Source organism: Streptomyces sp. KL116D (assembly GCF_030766975.1).
Classification (GTDB): domain Bacteria; phylum Actinomycetota; class Actinomycetes; order Streptomycetales; family Streptomycetaceae; genus Streptomyces; species Streptomyces longispororuber_A.
Genome location: NZ_JASERH010000052.1, coordinates 16,869 through 31,360, shown reverse-complemented (window position 1 = coordinate 31,360; position 14,492 = coordinate 16,869). Strand labels below are relative to the sequence as shown.

The following is a 14,492-nucleotide window of genomic DNA, read 5'->3' as shown; positions in this document are numbered from 1 at the left end:
CGACGTCTGTCGGCCAAGGATCAAGTCGTGCTCTCGGGACGGGGTTTCTTCTGCCACGGATACACCGGTCGCACACCTGGTGGAGTGATCGCGGGCCGGGCGGTTTCCTGCGCGGGCCCCGGCCTCGGCGTCTCCTGCACGGGGTCGGTCTCCGTCGTCCAGTGCCGCAGCGCCCCCGCCTCCAGGTCGATCTGCAGGCTCAGGGAGTCCAGGTCGTCGCCCGCGAACCGGGTGGCCCGGTCCCGGGCCGCGTGCCGCAGGGCGTCGGCGGAGTTCGTGATCTGCTCCGTGCGGGCCCGCAGCTCGGGCAGCAGGCCCTGCACGTGGTTCTTGTCGGGCTCGGTCTCCAGCCGCTTCAGCTCCCCGTCCAGCTCGTGCCCGTGCGCGCTCAGCCGCGCGAACAGGTCGATGGACTCCTTGAGCGTGGGGTCGTCGCTCACGCGCGCGTGCAGCGCGTCCTGGGTGGCCCGCATGGAGGTGCGCAGCTTCAGGCGCAGCTGTGCCAGCTCGCTGGCCGTGCCCGGCTGGAAGCTCCTCGCCCGCAGCGTCGTGTCCTCCACGGTCCTGCGGGCCTGCGCGACCGTACGGTCCACGCCTCGCTTGGCGGCACCGACGGCCTTCACCGTCGCGTACGCGCCGAGCGCCAGGAACGCGATGAAGATCAGCGCCACGATCACCAGCACAGCTTCCACGGCGCTCCTCCGATTTCGTCCGTCTGCCCCGTCGTCCCGCCCTCTCCACCGTAAACGGAGCGGGCAGGCCGAGGGTTCCAGCGGAACCCCCAACCTGCCCGTAGGGAACAACCCCGAGTGCCTTACGCAGGCACGATGTTCACGGCGGTCACGCCGGAACGATGTTCACCAGCTTCGGCGCCCGCACGATCACCTTGCGGATGCCGGCGCCGTCCAGCGCGGCGACGACCTTCTCGTCGGCCAGGGCGACCTTCTCCAGCTCCTCGTCCGAGATCGACGGGGAGACCTCCAGGCGGGCCTTGACCTTGCCCTTGATCTGCACGACGCAGGTCACGGCCTCGTCCACGACGTACTGCGGGTCGGCGACCGGGAAGTCCTGGTGGACGACCGAGTCGGCGTGGCCCAGCTTGCGCCAGAGCTCCTCGGCGACGTGCGGGGCCAGCGGGGCGATCAGCAGCACCAGGCGCTCGGCGACGGGCCGCGGCAGCGCACCGCCCGCGTACGACTTGACCAGGTGGTTGTTCAGCTCGGTGACCTTGGCGATGGCCGTGTTGAAGCGCATGCCCTCCAGGTCGCCGCGCACGCCGTCGATCGCCTTGTGCAGGGCGCGCAGCGTGGCCACGTCGACGTCGGCCTCGGGCACGTCGGCGACGGTGACCTCACCGGACGCCTCGTCGACGATGTTGCGCCACAGGCGCTGCAGCAGGCGGAACTGGCCGACCACCGCGCGCGTGTCCCACGGCCGCGACACGTCCAGCGGGCCCATCGCCATCTCGTACAGGCGCAGCGTGTCCGCGCCGTACTCCTCGCAGATCTCGTCCGGCGTGACGGCGTTCTTCAGGGACTTGCCCATCTTGCCCAGCAGCCGGGAGACCTTCTCGCCCTGGTAGTAGTACGCGCCGTCGCGCTCCTCCACCTCGGCGGCCGGTACGGCGATGCCGCGCGCGTCCCGGTAGACGTAGGCCTGGATCATGCCCTGGTTGAACAGCTTGTGGAACGGCTCGGCCGACGAGACGTGGCCCAGGTCGAACAGCACCTTCGACCAGAAGCGCGCGTACAGCAGGTGCAGCACGGCGTGCTCGGCGCCGCCCACGTACAGGTCGACGCCACCGGTGGGCATGCCCTCGCGGGGGCCCATCCAGTACTGCTCGACGGCCGGGTCGACCAGCTTCTCGTCGTTGTGCGGGTCCAGGTAGCGCAGCTCGTACCAGCAGGAGCCCGCCCAGTTGGGCATGGTGTTGGTCTCGCGGCGGTACTTGCGCGGACCGCGGCCGTCCCCCAGGTCCAGGGTCACATTGACCCAGTCCTCGTTGCGCGACAGCGGCGTCTCGGGCTCGGTGTCGGCGTCCTCCGGGTCGAAGGTGCGCGGGGTGTAGTCGTCGACCTCCGGCAGCTCCAGGGGCAGCATCGACTCGGGCAGCGAGTGGGCGATGCCGTCCTCGTCGTAGACGATCGGGAAGGGCTCGCCCCAGTAGCGCTGGCGGCTGAACAGCCAGTCGCGCAGCCGGAAGTTGACCGTGCCGTGGCCGATGCCCTTGCGCTCCAGCCACTCGGTCATCCGGGCCTTGGCGTCGGCGACGCCCAGTCCGTCCAGGGAGACGTCGTCGCCCGAGGAGTTGACCAGCTTCGCCTCGGCGGCGACGAACGCGTCGTCCCACGTCGACGGGTCGGTGCCGCGGTCGTCCGACGGCTCGACGACGCAGCGCATCGGCAGCTCGAAGGCGCGCGCGAACGCGAAGTCGCGGGAGTCGTGCGCCGGGACGGCCATGATCGCGCCGGTGCCGTAGCCCATCAGCACGTAGTCGGCGATGAAGACGGGAACCTTCTCGCCGCTGACCGGGTTGGTGGCGTACGCGCCGGTGAAGACGCCGGTCTTGTCCTTGGCCTCGGCCTGGCGCTCGACGTCGGACTTGGCGGCGGCCTGCTTGCGGTACGCGGCGACGGCCTCGGCGGGGGTGGCGTGACCGCCCGTCCACACGTCGTGGGTGCCCTCGGGCCAGGCGGCCGGGGTGATCCGCTCGACCAGGTCGTGCTCGGGGGCCAGCACCATGTAGGTGGCGCCGAACAGGGTGTCCTGGCGGGTCGAGAAGACCGTGATGACGTCATCGCGACAGGCAGAGGCGGAGTCGAAGCCGAAGTCGATCCTGGCGCCGACGGAGCGGCCGATCCAGTTGCGCTGCTGCAGCTTGATCGCCTCGGGCCAGTCCAGGCCGTCCAGGTCGTCCAGCAGGCGGTCCGCGTAGGCGGTGATGCGCATGTTCCACTGGCGCAGCTTCGCCTTGAAGACGGGGAAGTTCCCGCGCTCGGAGCGGCCGTCGGCGGTGACCTCCTCGTTGGCCAGCACGGTGCCCAGGCCCGGCGCCCAGTTCACGGGCGCGTCGGAGGCGTACGCCAGGCGGTACTCGCCCAGGACGTCGGCCCGCTCGGCCTCGCTCAGCGCGCTCCAGGAGCCGCCGCCGGGAACGGCGCGCTCACCGGTCTCGAACTGCTGGACCAGGTCGGCGATCGGACGGGCCTTCTTCAGGTCCTCGTCGTACCAGGAGTTGAAGATCTGCAGGAAGATCCACTGCGTCCACTTGTAGTACTCCGGGTCGATCGTGGCGAACGACCGGCGCTTGTCGTGGCCCAGGCCCAGGCCGCGCAGCTGCGCCTTCATGTTCTCCATGTTGGCCTCGGTCGACGTGCGCGGGTGGGTGCCCGTCTGCACGGCGTACTGCTCGGCCGGCAGGCCGAACGCGTCGAAGCCCAGGGTGTGCAGCACGTTGTGCCCGGTCATGCGCTGGAAGCGCGCGAAGACGTCCGTGGCGATGTAGCCCAGCGGGTGACCGACGTGCAGGCCCGCACCCGAGGGGTACGGGAACATGTCCATGATGAACTTCTTGGGGCGGGCGGCGACCGCCCTGTCCTCCTCGGTGTCCCCCGCCAGGTCACCGGTCGGGTTGGGCGCCTCGTAGGTGCCGTTCTCGTCCCAGAAGTCCTGCCAGCGTGCCTCGATGTCGGCGGCCATGGCCGCCGTATAGCGGTGCGGCGCGACCGCCGCCTCGGAAGCGGCGGCGTTATTCGTCTCGCTCATGATCCTCAAAGCTCCATCGATCGTCTCTGCCAGCGGCCCGCGCTTAGGAAATGAAAAAGCCCCTCGCACAGGAGGGGACGCCGCGCCGATTCCGACCACACGCTCTGGGGCGGGTCGGGACTGATCAGCGCGGCTCACTAAGCAGAAGGCGTACGGCACGCATGGCGTCAGGGTACCGCAGGCCTCGCGCGAGCCGCGACGGAGTTCCCCGCGCCCCACCGAGGGCCAAGGGTTACTCCGCGTACCGACCGCTATCGGGGCAACACAAATACCGGGCTTCCTCTAGATAACGGCGAGATAACTCAAACCTCGTACTGGCTGGTATGCATCGACCTAGAGTGCGGCTGTGGGTCCACTGTGCCGAACCATTCGGAGTCGCCCCCATGAACCCTCGAACCCCTCACACACTGAACTCCCCTCGTTCACCCGGGAGTTCACGCACCACCGGTAGCAGCCGCCGCGCGACAACGGGGGTGTTGAGCGCGGCGGTCCTCCTGCTCGTACCCCTGGTCGTGGTCACGGGGAGCGACGCCTTCAGAGCGGCGCTCGACTTCACCACGGGTGTGCTCTCGCTGGTCTCCCTCACGGCGTCCGTCGTGTGGGGCCTGGTGGCCTCCGACCGGCTCTTCCTGACCTCCCGGCAGCGGTTGCTCTCCCAGGCCGTCCACCGGTCCACCGCGGTCGCCTCGCTGGGCTTCCTGCTGCTGCACGTCAGCGTGAAGCTGGCGCTCGCGCACGTCACCGTCATCGGGGCGCTGATCCCCTTCGGCACGGGAGTCACCGGCAGCGACGGCCTGATCGGCCTGGGCGTGCTCGCCGGCCTCCTGATGGTGACCACGGGCATCACCGGCGCGCTGCGCAGCTCCATGGCCTCCCCGGCCCGGCTCGCCACCCGCTGGCGCGCGACGCACATGCTCGCCTATCCGGCCTGGTGCCTGGCCCTGATGCACGGCCTGTACGCGGGCCGCGCACCGAAGGCGTACGTGCTCGTCCTGTACTGCCTGTGCCTGGCCGCGGTGGCCGGCGCGGTGGGCCTGCGGGCGGCGCCACGGCCCTTCAAGGTCAAGGTGGCGGCGCGGATCCTCGCCTTCCTGGACCGCGGCCCGGCCGTGCCGCGCGACGTGGCCGCCCAGCCGCTGCCCGCCACCGGGGCACCGGTCCGGCCCGCACCCGCACAGACCCCGGCCCCGGCACCGACCGGCGTCGGATTCGCGGCCGCCTACCGCGCCGTCGGCTCCTCCCCGCGTCCGGAGGCGCCGACCGAGTCGCTCCGCTACGTGGAGTCCGAGCCGCTCCCGTACGTGGAGTCCACGCCCTACGTGGAACCCGTCGAGTCCGCGCCCACCCAGCGCTGGCCCGCCCCGTCGCCGCCACCCCCGGCGCAGGCCCCGCCCTCCGCGTACGACCCCGCCTACGACACGCCCTACGGAGGCGTGCCCTCGTACCCCACCGCATACGGGGACAGCGGCGCGAACCCCAGCGCCTACGCAGAGGACCCCGCCCCCACCGAACCGCTCCCCGGCCCCTTCCAAGCCCCTTCCTCCGGTGAGCCCTGGACCACGCCCTACGGAGGCACGCAGTGAACACCGCACTGCCCGACGTCCCGGAAGTCCGCGTCGTCGGTCTCCCCCAGCTCACCTCGGGGTTCGACCTCGTGGAGCGGCTCGACCTCGACATGCACCTGAAGGTGCACGGCCCGCTGGAACCCATGGCGGGCGAGCAGCTCGCCCAGCTGGCCCAGGCGGTGTCCCTGCGCGGCCGGGGCGGCGCGGGCTTCCCGTTCGCCAAGAAGCTGCGCGCGGTCGCCGAGTCGGCGATCCGGCGGGGCGTGCGGCCCGTGGTCGTGGTGAACGGCAGCGAGGACGAGCCCGCCTGCCGCAAGGACACCGTCCTGATCAACCGGGCCCCGCACCTGATCCTCGACGGCGCCCTCCTGGTCGCCGAGGCGCTCGGGGCGCGCACGCTCGTCGTGGGCGTGACCCGGGACTCCACCGAGGCGTCGATGCAGGCGGCCCTCGCCGAGCGCGGCCTGACGAACCGCCGCAACGCACCGCTCCGCGCGCGCGTGCAGCGCAATCCGGTGCGGATGGTCACCGGGGAGTCCTCGGCGCTGATCCGCTCGGCCGACGGCGGTCCGCCGATGCCGCCGGGCCGCAAGGTGCGCGCCTCGGACTCCGGGGTCGGCGGCGCCCCCACCCTCCTGTCGAACGCGGAGACCTTCGCCCAGCTCGCCGTCGCCGCCCGCACGGGACCCGAGCGGTACTGCCGCACGGGCCTGCACGACGAGCCGGGCACGGTGCTGCTCACGCTCTCCGGGGCCGTGGCGCGCCCGATGGTCCTGGAGGTGCCCTCCGGGGTTCCGCTGCGCTACGTCCTCCAGCTCGCGGGCGCGCCCCCGCTCCCCCAGGGCGTCCTCACGGGCGGCTACCACGGCAAATGGCTGGACGGGGTGGGGGCGCAGGACGCGATCGTCTCCCGGGCCTCCCTGGAGGCGTGCGGCGGCGCCCTGGGCGCGGGCGCGATCCTGCCGATCGGTCCGGACACCTGCCCGCTCGGCGAGGCCCTGAAGGTGGCGCAGTGGCTGGCGTCGGAGAGCGCCGGCCAGTGCGGGCCCTGCTACCTCGGGCTGCCCGCGGCGGCCCGCGGCCTCGAGGACGTCCTGAGCGGCGGCGGGCCGACCGCCCTGGAGGCGTTGCGGGAGGTCACGCGCGCGGTGAAGCGGCGCGGGGCGTGCAAGCACCCGGACGGTTCGGCCGCGTTCATCGAGTCGACGATCTCGGCGTTCACCGACGACCTGGCCGCCCATGTGCTGGGCGCCGGCTGCGGGCGTCCGGTCCGCGGGGTGCTGCCGCTGCACAACGAGGCGCCGGCGGGCGCGGCGCCGAGCGGCAAGCGGCTCGCCGTCGACTGGACGCTGTGCCAGGGCCACGGCCTGTGCCGGGACATCGTGCCGGAGCTGATCCAGCTGGGCCCCGACGGCTTCCCCGCGGTCGCGGAGGCGGCGGTGCCGCGCTACTCGGAGGCGAGTGCGGTGCGGGCGGTGCGGCGCTGTCCCGCGCTCGCCCTGCGCATCGAGGAGGATCCCGCGGCGCTGCCCGCCCGGCCGGCCCTGCCGCCGGCGCTCCCGCCGGGCCGCAGCCGGGCCCGCAGGTAGCCGCAGGCCGGCACGGCTGCCAGGACACACGAAAGCGGGCCATCCGATCGGATGGCCCGCTCTCATTTCCTGTGGAGCTAAGGAGAATTGAACTCCTGACCTCCTGCATGCCATGCAGGCGCTCTACCAACTGAGCTATAGCCCCTTGCTGAGATCCGCCCGGTCTTCCTGTCGGTTTCCCCGGCGGCGACGCCAACATTACACGGTCACCCGGGTGCATCACCAAATCGTTTCCGTTCTGACCCGGTCTGTAGGCAAAGAGGCCGGATAGGGCCACTACTGTCGCCTGACGTGACCGCGCTCGCCCTGTCCCGCACCCATCGTCGTGTTCCCGCAGCTCTGGGCGTCTGCCTGCTGTCCTTCGCGGGCTTCTGGTTCGCCCAGCGGGCCGCCCACGTCTCCATGATCGACTTGTTGGTCTACCGCGCGGAGGGGGCGACCGTCCGGGCGGGAGGCGACCTGTACGCCCTGCGTGCGACGCATGCCCGGCTTCCGACGACCTATCCCCCCTTCGCCGCGCTGCTGTTCACCCCGCTGACGTTCCTGGACGTCGCCACGATGCGCGCCGCGGCGACCGTCGTGAACCTGGTCCTGCTCGTGGCCCTCGCGCTGCTCTCCCTGCGACTGGTGGGCCGCCACGCGCGCGTGGAGCACGCCCTGTGGGTGGCGGCCGGTGCCGTGTGGTGCGAACCGGTGTGGACGACGCTCCGCTACGGCCAGGTCAATCTGCTGCTGGCCGTGCTCGTCCTGTGGGATCTGACCCGGCGGCCCGGGCACCGCTGGGCGGGGGTCGGGATCGGGGTCGCGGCGGCGATCAAGCTGACCCCGGCCCTGTTCGCGGTGTTCCTGCTGTGCACCGGGCTCGCGCAGGCGGCGCGGGGCGGCGCCTGGCGGCCGTGGCTGCGGCACGCGCGCGTGGCGGCGTACTCCTTCGCCGTCGCCACCGCACTGGCCGCCGCCGTCCTGCCGCACGACTCGTACCGCTTCTGGACCCGGATGGTCTTCGAGGCGAGCCGGGTCGGGCACGCGGAGGAGACCGCGAACCAGTCGCTGCGCGGTGTGCTGGCCCGGCTGCTGCACACCGGCGACCCGGGCCCCTGGTGGGTGGTCACGGCCGCGGCGGCGGGTGCGCTGGGGCTCGCCGTCGCGGTCGCCTCCGCGCTGCGCGGGCGGCGGGCGCAGGCGGTGCTGGCGTGCGCGGCGACGGCCCTCCTGGTCAGCCCGGTCTCCTGGTCGCACCACTGGGTGTGGTGCGTGCCGCTGGTGCTGCTGGTGTGGGACTCGGGCCGCCGCGGCGTCGCCGCGCTCATGGCCCTGACGTTCTGCACGTACGCCCTGTGGTGGGTGCCGCACGGCTCGGGCAGGCCCGAACTGCATCAGAACGGCGCCCAGTTGGTGCTTTCGGCGCTCTACGCGGCGGTGGCCTGCGCCTTCCTGGCGCACTGCGGGGTCAGGCTGTGGCGAACGAGTAGAACCGTTTGAGCGTGCAGTGCTCGTCCAGGAGGCGGCCGTAGATCGGCTCGCCCTCCAGCTCCCGATACGTCTCGATCGGGTCGCCCTTTATGATCAGCGCCCGCGCGCACTCCTCGCACCAGTACTGGTAGTCGGGGTTCACGGGCTCCATGTCGCGCACGATGGGCGTACCACTGCCGCACCAATCGCACTTCCTCCTGTGTGACCCCATGTCGATCCGTTCAGCTCCAGCTGTGGCCGCAGGCCGTGCACACGTACGAGACCCCGCCGTTGTCACCCAGCATCTGGGCGACGTGGGAGGAGCCGCAGGTCGGACAGTTGAGGCGAAGCGGGACATTGTCGGCCGGACGGGACGGGGGCGAGGGCTCGGTGGATATCGCTGCCACGCCGAGGAGGCGGTCGACCTCCTCGTTGATGCTCAAGGGCATCGCGCACTCCCTCCCGTCGGGCCGTCTTCGTCGGTCGGACGCAGCCCTCCTCCGGCCGTCCGATTCTGCCACGGCCGGAGCAATACGGTCAGCGACGCATGCGTACCAGTCCGGATACGGCAGCCAGGACAGCCGCTCCGGCCAGCGCATAAGCGCACAACAGGAGCGCGTCCGCAGAGTTATACGCCCCAGGAGCCCCCTGTGCCTCAACCCGGTTGAGGAAAAGTGCTCCGAAGGCCGCGACGCCGATCAGCTGGCCGAGCTGGGTCACGGTCGCCAGCAGCCCACTGGCGTCGGCCGCGTCCTCGGGCCGCACCGTGGCCAGGGCCCGCGTCAGGGTCGGGCTGAAGCCGAGCGAGAGGCCCGCGCCGACCACGACGAACGAGACGTAGAGCCAGGCCCCGCCGTCGCCCCCGCCGCGCAGGGCGAGCCCGGTGCCGAGCGTTCCGGCCGCGGCGAGCACGAACCCGCCCGGGATCATGGTCCGTTGCCACCGCTGCGGCCAGCGGCGCCAGGTCAGCCCGACCGCCCCGAACGCGAGGGCCGCGGGCGTGAAGGTCAGCCCGGCGCGCAGCGCGCCGTACCCGAGGCCGCCCTGGACGTGCAGGGTGAGCGTGAAGAGGTAGCCCGCGTTGACCGCCATCACGGCGAACACCCGGAAGACGGCCAGGCCGATGCCGGGCAGGCGCAGCACCCGCGGCGCGATCAGCGGCGCCCCGCCGCGCCGCGCGAGAACCGACTCGTACGCCCAGAACAGGGCGAACAGTACGACGGACGAGCCCAGGCAGAGCCAGGACCACAGCGGCCAGCCCTCCTCCTGCCCGAGCACCAGCGGGACGGTGAGCAGCGAGACGGAGCCGCCCAGCAGCACCAGCCCCACCAGGTCGAGGGCGCCGCCCGCCCGGGCGCCGTCACGGGGCAGCTCCCGCCGCCCGAGGACGAGCAGGGCCAGGCCGACCGGCACGTTCACCAGGAACACCGAGCGCCAGCCGGTGCCGAACAGGTCGGCGCTGACCAGCACCCCGCCGGCCACCTGCCCGGCGGCGGCGCCGACCGCGAGGACGGCCGCGTACACGCCGAGCGCCCGCACCCGGGCCTGTCCGGCGAAGTGCCGCTGCACCAGACTCAGCACCTGCGGGATCATCAGCGCCGAGCCGGCGCCCTGCACCATGCGGAACGCGATCAACTGGCCGCTGCTCTGCGCCAGTCCGCAGGCCAGCGAGGCCGCGGTGAACAGCGCGAGACCGCCGAGCACGGCCCGCCGGTGCCCGAACAGGGCGCCGAGCCGCGCGCCGGTGATCAGGAGCACCGAGTACGTGATGGTGTATCCGGCGACGATCAGCTGCAACGCGGCGCCCGACGCGTCGAGTTCGGTCCGGACGGTGGGTGCGGCGACGTTCACGATGAACACGTCGAGGACGGCCATGAACTGGGCCGTCAGCACGACCGCGAGCAGCCGCCCGCGACCGGCCGCGGGGCCGTTGTCAGTGCCAGGGGCTTTACTGGATCCGGGAGTTGGGGATCGCGGACTTTCCGGGACGGTTGTCGTCATGTCCTGGAGCCTGACGCCGGTCGGGCACGGGTACCGAGAGCCCGCTGATGCTGGTACCGGCACCACCCGGCACGCGCCTTCCGCGGCGCGGCACCGGGGGCGAACGATGGGGGATGTGACGACGATGACCACGACGGAGCGCACCACCGGCAGGTCGCAGGACCGGCGCAGGCCCGAGCTGGCGGCCTTCCTGCGGGGCCGCCGGGCGCGGGTGACCCCGCAGGACGTCGGCATGCCCGGAGGCCCGCGCAGGCGCACCCCCGGCCTGCGCCGCGAGGAGGTCGCGCAGCTGTCGGGCGTCGGCGTCACCTGGTACACGTGGCTGGAGCAGGGCCGCCCGATCAATGCCTCGCCGCAGGTCCTGGACGCGGTGGCCCGCACCCTGCGCCTCGACCTGCCGGAGCGCGAGCACCTGTACCACCTGGCGGACGTGCCGTTCTCCCCCGCCCACGAGGACGCCGGGCAGTCGGTGCGCCCCGAGGTGCAGGGCGTCCTCGACGCGGTGGCCCCCTTGCCGGCCGTGGTCTACAACGGCCGGTTCGATCTGCTCGCGACCAATGCCCCGTACCGGGCCCTGTTCATCCTCCGCCCCGAGACGCGGCCCCACGTGCCCAATGCGCTGCGGACGCTGTTCCTGGCCCCCGACGCGACCTGCCCGCTGGTCCACCGGGAGACGGAGCTGCCGGTGATGGTGGCGACCCTGCGCTCCTCGTACGGGCGGCATGTGGGCGAGCCGGTGTGGGAGCGCTTCATAGGCGAGCTGGCGGCGGCCAGTCCCTACTTCGCCGAGCTGTGGGAGAGCGGCGACGTGGCGCCTCCGGGCTCCCGCGTGAAGACGTTCCGGTGCGTCGAGACGTCCGGCGTGCTGCGGATGACGTCGACGTCCCTGTCCATCGACGGGATGCCGGAGTGCCGGATCGTCGTGTACTCCCCCGCGGACGACGACACGCGCACCCACCTGGCCTGTCTGGGCAACGAAAAATCCCGCCCCTGACGGGACGGGATTTCCGGTGATTCCTGTGGAGCTAAGGAGAATTGAACTCCTGACCTCCTGCATGCCATGCAGGCGCTCTACCAACTGAGCTATAGCCCCTTGCGTTCTTCTCCCTCCGGGCTTTTCCCCCGGCGGGCCGAACAAGAAGAACTTTAGCCTGCGACCTGCCGGAAAGTGAAATCCGGTCCCCGCGCTCCGCAGGGACCGGCCTCAACCGCCGCGGCAGGGCCTCAGTCGTCGTCGCCGAGGACCGGCTCGGGCAGCGTGCCCGCGTTGTGCTCGAGCAGCCGCCAGCCGCGCGCGCCCTCGCCGAGGACGGACCAGCAGCAGTTCGACAGACCGCCGAGCCCCTCCCAGTGGTGGGACTCGAGACCCAGGAGGCGACCGATGGTGGTGCGGATGGTGCCGCCGTGGCTGACCACGACGAGCAGACCGCCGTCCGGCAGCTTGTCCGCGTGCCGGAGCACGACGGGCGCGGCCCGGTCGGCGACCTCGGTCTCCAGCTCGCCGCCGCCCCGGCGCACGGGCTCGCCGCGCTTCCACGCGGCGTACTGCTCGCCGTAACGGGCGATGATCTCGTCGTGCGTGAGGCCCTGCCACTCGCCGGCGTACGTCTCGCGCAGGCTCTCGTCGTGCGTGACGGCGAGACCGGTCAGGGCGGCCAGCTCGGCGGCGGTGGCCGCGGCGCGCTTGAGGTCCGACGCGACGATCGCGTCGGGCTTCAGGGAGGCCAGCAGGCGGGCGGCGCGGCGGGCCTGGGCGACGCCGGTCTCCGTCAGCTCGATGTCCGTGCTGCCCTGGAAGCGGCGCTCCAGGTTCCAGCTGGTCTGGCCGTGCCGCCACAGGACGACGCGGCGCCCCCGGGAGCTGCTCAACGCAGCTCACCACCCAGCTCACGCAGCTCGTCGGCCTCTTCGGCGGCCTGCTCGCGCTGGGCGTGCTCGGCGGCCTTGCCGCGGGTGGCCTTGGCGTCGGCCGGCAGGTCCAGCTCGGGGCAGTCCTTCCACAGCCGCTCCAGGGCGTAGAAGACGCGCTCCTCGCTGTGCTGGACGTGGACGACGATGTCGACGTAGTCGAGCAGGATCCAGCGGGCGTCGCGGTCGCCCTCGCGGCGGACCGGCTTGGCGCCGAGCTCCTTGTTCAGGCGCTCCTCGATCTCGTCGACGATCGACTTGACCTGCCGGTCGTTGGGGGCGGAGGCCAGCAGGAAGGCGTCCGTGATGGACAGCACATCGCTGACGTCGTAGGCGATGATGTCGTGCGCGAGCTTGTCGGCGGCCGCCTGCGCGGCGGCGTTGATGAGCTCGAGGGAACGGTCAGTGGCGGTCACTACAAGGCTTTCCGTCGGCGGGCACAATCCCCGGATGTCCGTCACGGGGCTGACTCAAGGGTCTCACGGACCGCCGGACGACCTCACTGCATTCCCGGTGGCCCCGGCGCGCAAGGGCGCCGGGGCCACCGGGAGGGGCGTCACTGCCCGCCGGTGTAGTCCTGGCCGAGGACGACGGACACGTCCGCGTTAGCCGCGGTCTTGCCCTTCCGTACGGCCGACGTGGGCAGGCCGAGCGTCTTGGCGACCTCCACCGCGTCCTGCTTGCGGGCGGCGTCGGCGTAGGTGACCTGGGAGGACACCACGCTCGTGCCGGTGCCGCCGGAGACGAAGGTGTAGCCGCCGTTGACCAGGGTGACGCGGGCCTTCTCTGTGCGGGCCGTGACGCCGGTGGCGTTCTTGACGCCGACGCGCAGCGAATCGCCCTTGGCGGGGGCCTTCACGGTGCCGCCGAGGACGTCCTTGACGACGGAGTCGGCGGCGGACTCGGAGAGGGTGCCGCCGCTCTGGACCGGCAGCAGGGCCGTCTTGTAGTCGCCCTCCTTGGCGTGGTCGGCGAGCTTGGCGAGGAAGGCGCCGAGGTCCTTCTCGGTCAGCGACGGGTCGAGGATCTGGGCGAGGGTCTGCACGGTCGTCGTCGCGGCCTGCGGGTCCGACGACAGCTTGCGCAGCACGCCCTGCATGACCTGGCCGAACCGCATGAGCTGCGCGGTCTGGTCCTCGCCCTTCGCCCGGTACGTGGCGTAGCCGACGGCCATCGGGCCGCTGAGCGTCTGCTGCTCGCCCTTGTGGACGAGGGCCGTGCCCTTCTTCGCCGGGTCGGGGACCGTCGCGTTCGTGTCGATGTCGATGTTGCCGACGAGCTCGACGAGGTTGTTGAGGTAGGGGGTGTCGAGGCGCCAGGTGCCCTCGATGTCGGTGCCGAGCAGCGTGTCGATCTCGTCGCCGGTGCCGGCGGAGCCGTCGTCGCCGACGGACTTGCCGAGCGTGGTGGCGGTGCCGTCCTCGGCCGACAGCGCCAGCGAGTTGGGCAGCAGGACGGTGGTGCCCTGCTTGGTGGTGGTGTTGTTCACCAGCAGCGCGGTGGAGGTGGCGCCGCCCTTGGTGTTGTGCAGGTGGACGACGATCACGTCCCGGTTCTGCGGGCCGGTCTCGGCGGCGGCGCCGGCCGCGGCGCCGTCCTTCGACAGGAACGGCAGCTTGTCCTGCGACCAGAGGTAGCCGACGCCGCCGACCAGGCACAGCGCGAGGACGACGACGAGGGCGACGATCCGGTTGCGGCCGCGCCGCTTGGCCTCCTCGCGGCGCTCGCTGCGCGACTCGGTGAACTTCAGCCAGTCGATGACGTCTTCGGAGTTGTCGTCCGGTTCCTCCACGAAGGAGAACTGCTCGGTGCGGTAGTCCCGGTCCTGCGGCCGCGCCGGCTCCTCGCGCGGCGGCGCCTGCTGCGGGATGTAGGCGGCGGTCTGCTCGACGTCGACCTGCTGGGCGACGCGGGGCTGCTCACCGGTCCCGGCCTGGGCGCCGTACGGGTCGTAACTCCCGGGCTGCGGGTGACCGTAGGGGTCGTACGCGTGCGGGGGCTGCTGCTGCGGCGGGGCGGGCGGCGCGGGCGGGACCGGCTGCTGCTGCCCGGTCGCGTACGGGTCGTAGCCGTACCCGTACGCTGAGCCATCCGCGGACCGCTCGTACGACGGCGCCTGCTGGACCTGCCGGTAGACCGGCTGTCCGAACTCGTCATAGCCGACCAGCTCGTACTGCTGCTGGTCGTAACCGTCGTATCGGTCGTTCACCGA

12 protein-coding genes and 2 tRNA genes are annotated in these 14,492 nt (G+C 72.0%); 4 read left to right on the top strand and 10 right to left on the bottom strand.

Annotation, left to right across the window (positions count from 1 at the left end; translation table 11 throughout):
• Window positions 1-20: 20 nt before the first annotated feature.
• Complete coding sequence (locus RBJ77_RS21125; RefSeq protein WP_372346477.1) at window positions 21-692, bottom strand: hypothetical protein; 672 nt, start codon at window positions 690-692, stop codon at window positions 21-23.
• Window positions 693-840: 148 nt separating this feature from the next.
• Window positions 841-3,765 (bottom strand): leucine--tRNA ligase, encoded by a 2,925-nt coding sequence (leuS, locus tag RBJ77_RS21120; RefSeq protein WP_372346476.1) that lies wholly within the window; start codon window positions 3,763-3,765, stop codon window positions 841-843.
• 473 nt (window positions 3,766-4,238) lie between these two features.
• On the opposite strand from leuS, the gene RBJ77_RS21115 reads away from it, so the two are divergent.
• Window positions 4,239-5,348, top strand: coding sequence for a cytochrome b/b6 domain-containing protein (locus RBJ77_RS21115; RefSeq protein ID WP_372346475.1), 1,110 nt, complete (start codon window positions 4,239-4,241; stop codon window positions 5,346-5,348).
• Window positions 5,345-6,919: an NADH-ubiquinone oxidoreductase-F iron-sulfur binding region domain-containing protein gene (locus tag RBJ77_RS21110; RefSeq protein WP_372346474.1), complete on the top strand. Its 1,575-nt coding sequence runs from the start codon at window positions 5,345-5,347 to the stop codon at window positions 6,917-6,919. Before RBJ77_RS21115 ends, RBJ77_RS21110 begins: the two co-directional genes overlap by 4 nt.
• Before the next feature lie 72 nt (window positions 6,920-6,991).
• On the opposite strand, the gene RBJ77_RS21105 is transcribed toward RBJ77_RS21110, so the two are convergent.
• Window positions 6,992-7,064 (bottom strand) — tRNA-Ala (locus RBJ77_RS21105).
• A 146-nt stretch (window positions 7,065-7,210) separates the two neighbouring features.
• Here RBJ77_RS21105 and RBJ77_RS21100 point away from each other — a divergent pair.
• Window positions 7,211-8,401: a glycosyltransferase 87 family protein gene (locus RBJ77_RS21100; RefSeq protein ID WP_372346473.1), complete on the top strand. Its 1,191-nt coding sequence runs from the start codon at window positions 7,211-7,213 to the stop codon at window positions 8,399-8,401.
• Here the strand turns inward: RBJ77_RS21100 and RBJ77_RS21095 are convergent.
• The 3 genes from RBJ77_RS21095 to RBJ77_RS21085 all read right to left on the bottom strand — a co-directional run bounded on the left by RBJ77_RS21095 (window position 8,370) and on the right by RBJ77_RS21085 (window position 10,264).
• Window positions 8,370-8,603 carry a hypothetical protein gene (locus RBJ77_RS21095; protein WP_127831505.1) on the bottom strand — a complete coding sequence of 78 codons (234 nt, stop codon included), beginning with the start codon at window positions 8,601-8,603 and terminating at the stop codon, window positions 8,370-8,372. The two genes, RBJ77_RS21100 and RBJ77_RS21095, sit on opposite strands and share 32 nt — an antisense overlap.
• 10 nt (window positions 8,604-8,613) lie before the next feature.
• Window positions 8,614-8,820: a hypothetical protein gene (locus tag RBJ77_RS21090; RefSeq protein WP_372346472.1), complete on the bottom strand. Its 207-nt coding sequence runs from the start codon at window positions 8,818-8,820 to the stop codon at window positions 8,614-8,616.
• Window positions 8,821-8,908: 88 nt separating this feature from the next.
• Complete coding sequence (locus RBJ77_RS21085; protein WP_372346471.1) at window positions 8,909-10,264, bottom strand: MFS transporter; 1,356 nt, start codon at window positions 10,262-10,264, stop codon at window positions 8,909-8,911.
• Window positions 10,265-10,496: 232 nt separating this feature from the next.
• Here RBJ77_RS21085 and RBJ77_RS21080 point away from each other — a divergent pair, with 232 nt between their 5' ends.
• Window positions 10,497-11,366 (top strand): helix-turn-helix transcriptional regulator, encoded by an 870-nt coding sequence (locus RBJ77_RS21080; RefSeq protein ID WP_372346470.1) that lies wholly within the window; start codon window positions 10,497-10,499, stop codon window positions 11,364-11,366.
• 26 nt (window positions 11,367-11,392) lie between these two features.
• On the opposite strand, the gene RBJ77_RS21075 is transcribed toward RBJ77_RS21080, so the two are convergent.
• The 4 genes from RBJ77_RS21075 to RBJ77_RS21060 all read right to left on the bottom strand — a co-directional run bounded on the left by RBJ77_RS21075 (window position 11,393) and on the right by RBJ77_RS21060 (window position 14,489).
• Window positions 11,393-11,465: transfer RNA gene (locus tag RBJ77_RS21075), tRNA-Ala, on the bottom strand.
• Between the two features lie 131 nt (window positions 11,466-11,596).
• Complete coding sequence (locus RBJ77_RS21070) at window positions 11,597-12,241, bottom strand: histidine phosphatase family protein (protein WP_372346469.1); 645 nt, start codon at window positions 12,239-12,241, stop codon at window positions 11,597-11,599.
• A complete protein-coding gene (gene rsfS / locus RBJ77_RS21065) occupies window positions 12,238-12,696 on the bottom strand; it encodes an RsfS/YbeB/iojap family protein (RefSeq protein ID WP_255971476.1) in 459 nt (152 codons plus the stop codon). The genes RBJ77_RS21070 and rsfS overlap by 4 nt, the downstream gene beginning before the upstream one ends.
• A 140-nt stretch (window positions 12,697-12,836) precedes the next feature.
• A complete protein-coding gene (locus RBJ77_RS21060) occupies window positions 12,837-14,489 on the bottom strand; it encodes an LCP family protein (protein ID WP_372346468.1) in 1,653 nt (550 codons plus the stop codon).
• Window positions 14,490-14,492 lie beyond the last annotated feature (3 nt).

What these genes read in the sequence shown, in the direction of transcription:
- RBJ77_RS21090 (WP_372346472.1), bottom strand. Translation starts at nt 8,820, where the DNA reads ATGCCCTTGAGCATCAACGAGGAGGTCGACCGCCTCCTCGGCGTGGCA.
- leuS (WP_372346476.1), bottom strand. Translation starts at nt 3,765, where the DNA reads ATGAGCGAGACGAATAACGCCGCCGCTTCCGAGGCGGCGGTCGCGCCG.
- RBJ77_RS21095 (WP_127831505.1), bottom strand. Translation starts at nt 8,603, where the DNA reads ATGGGGTCACACAGGAGGAAGTGCGATTGGTGCGGCAGTGGTACGCCC.
- RBJ77_RS21080 (WP_372346470.1), top strand. Translation starts at nt 10,497, where the DNA reads ATGACCACGACGGAGCGCACCACCGGCAGGTCGCAGGACCGGCGCAGG.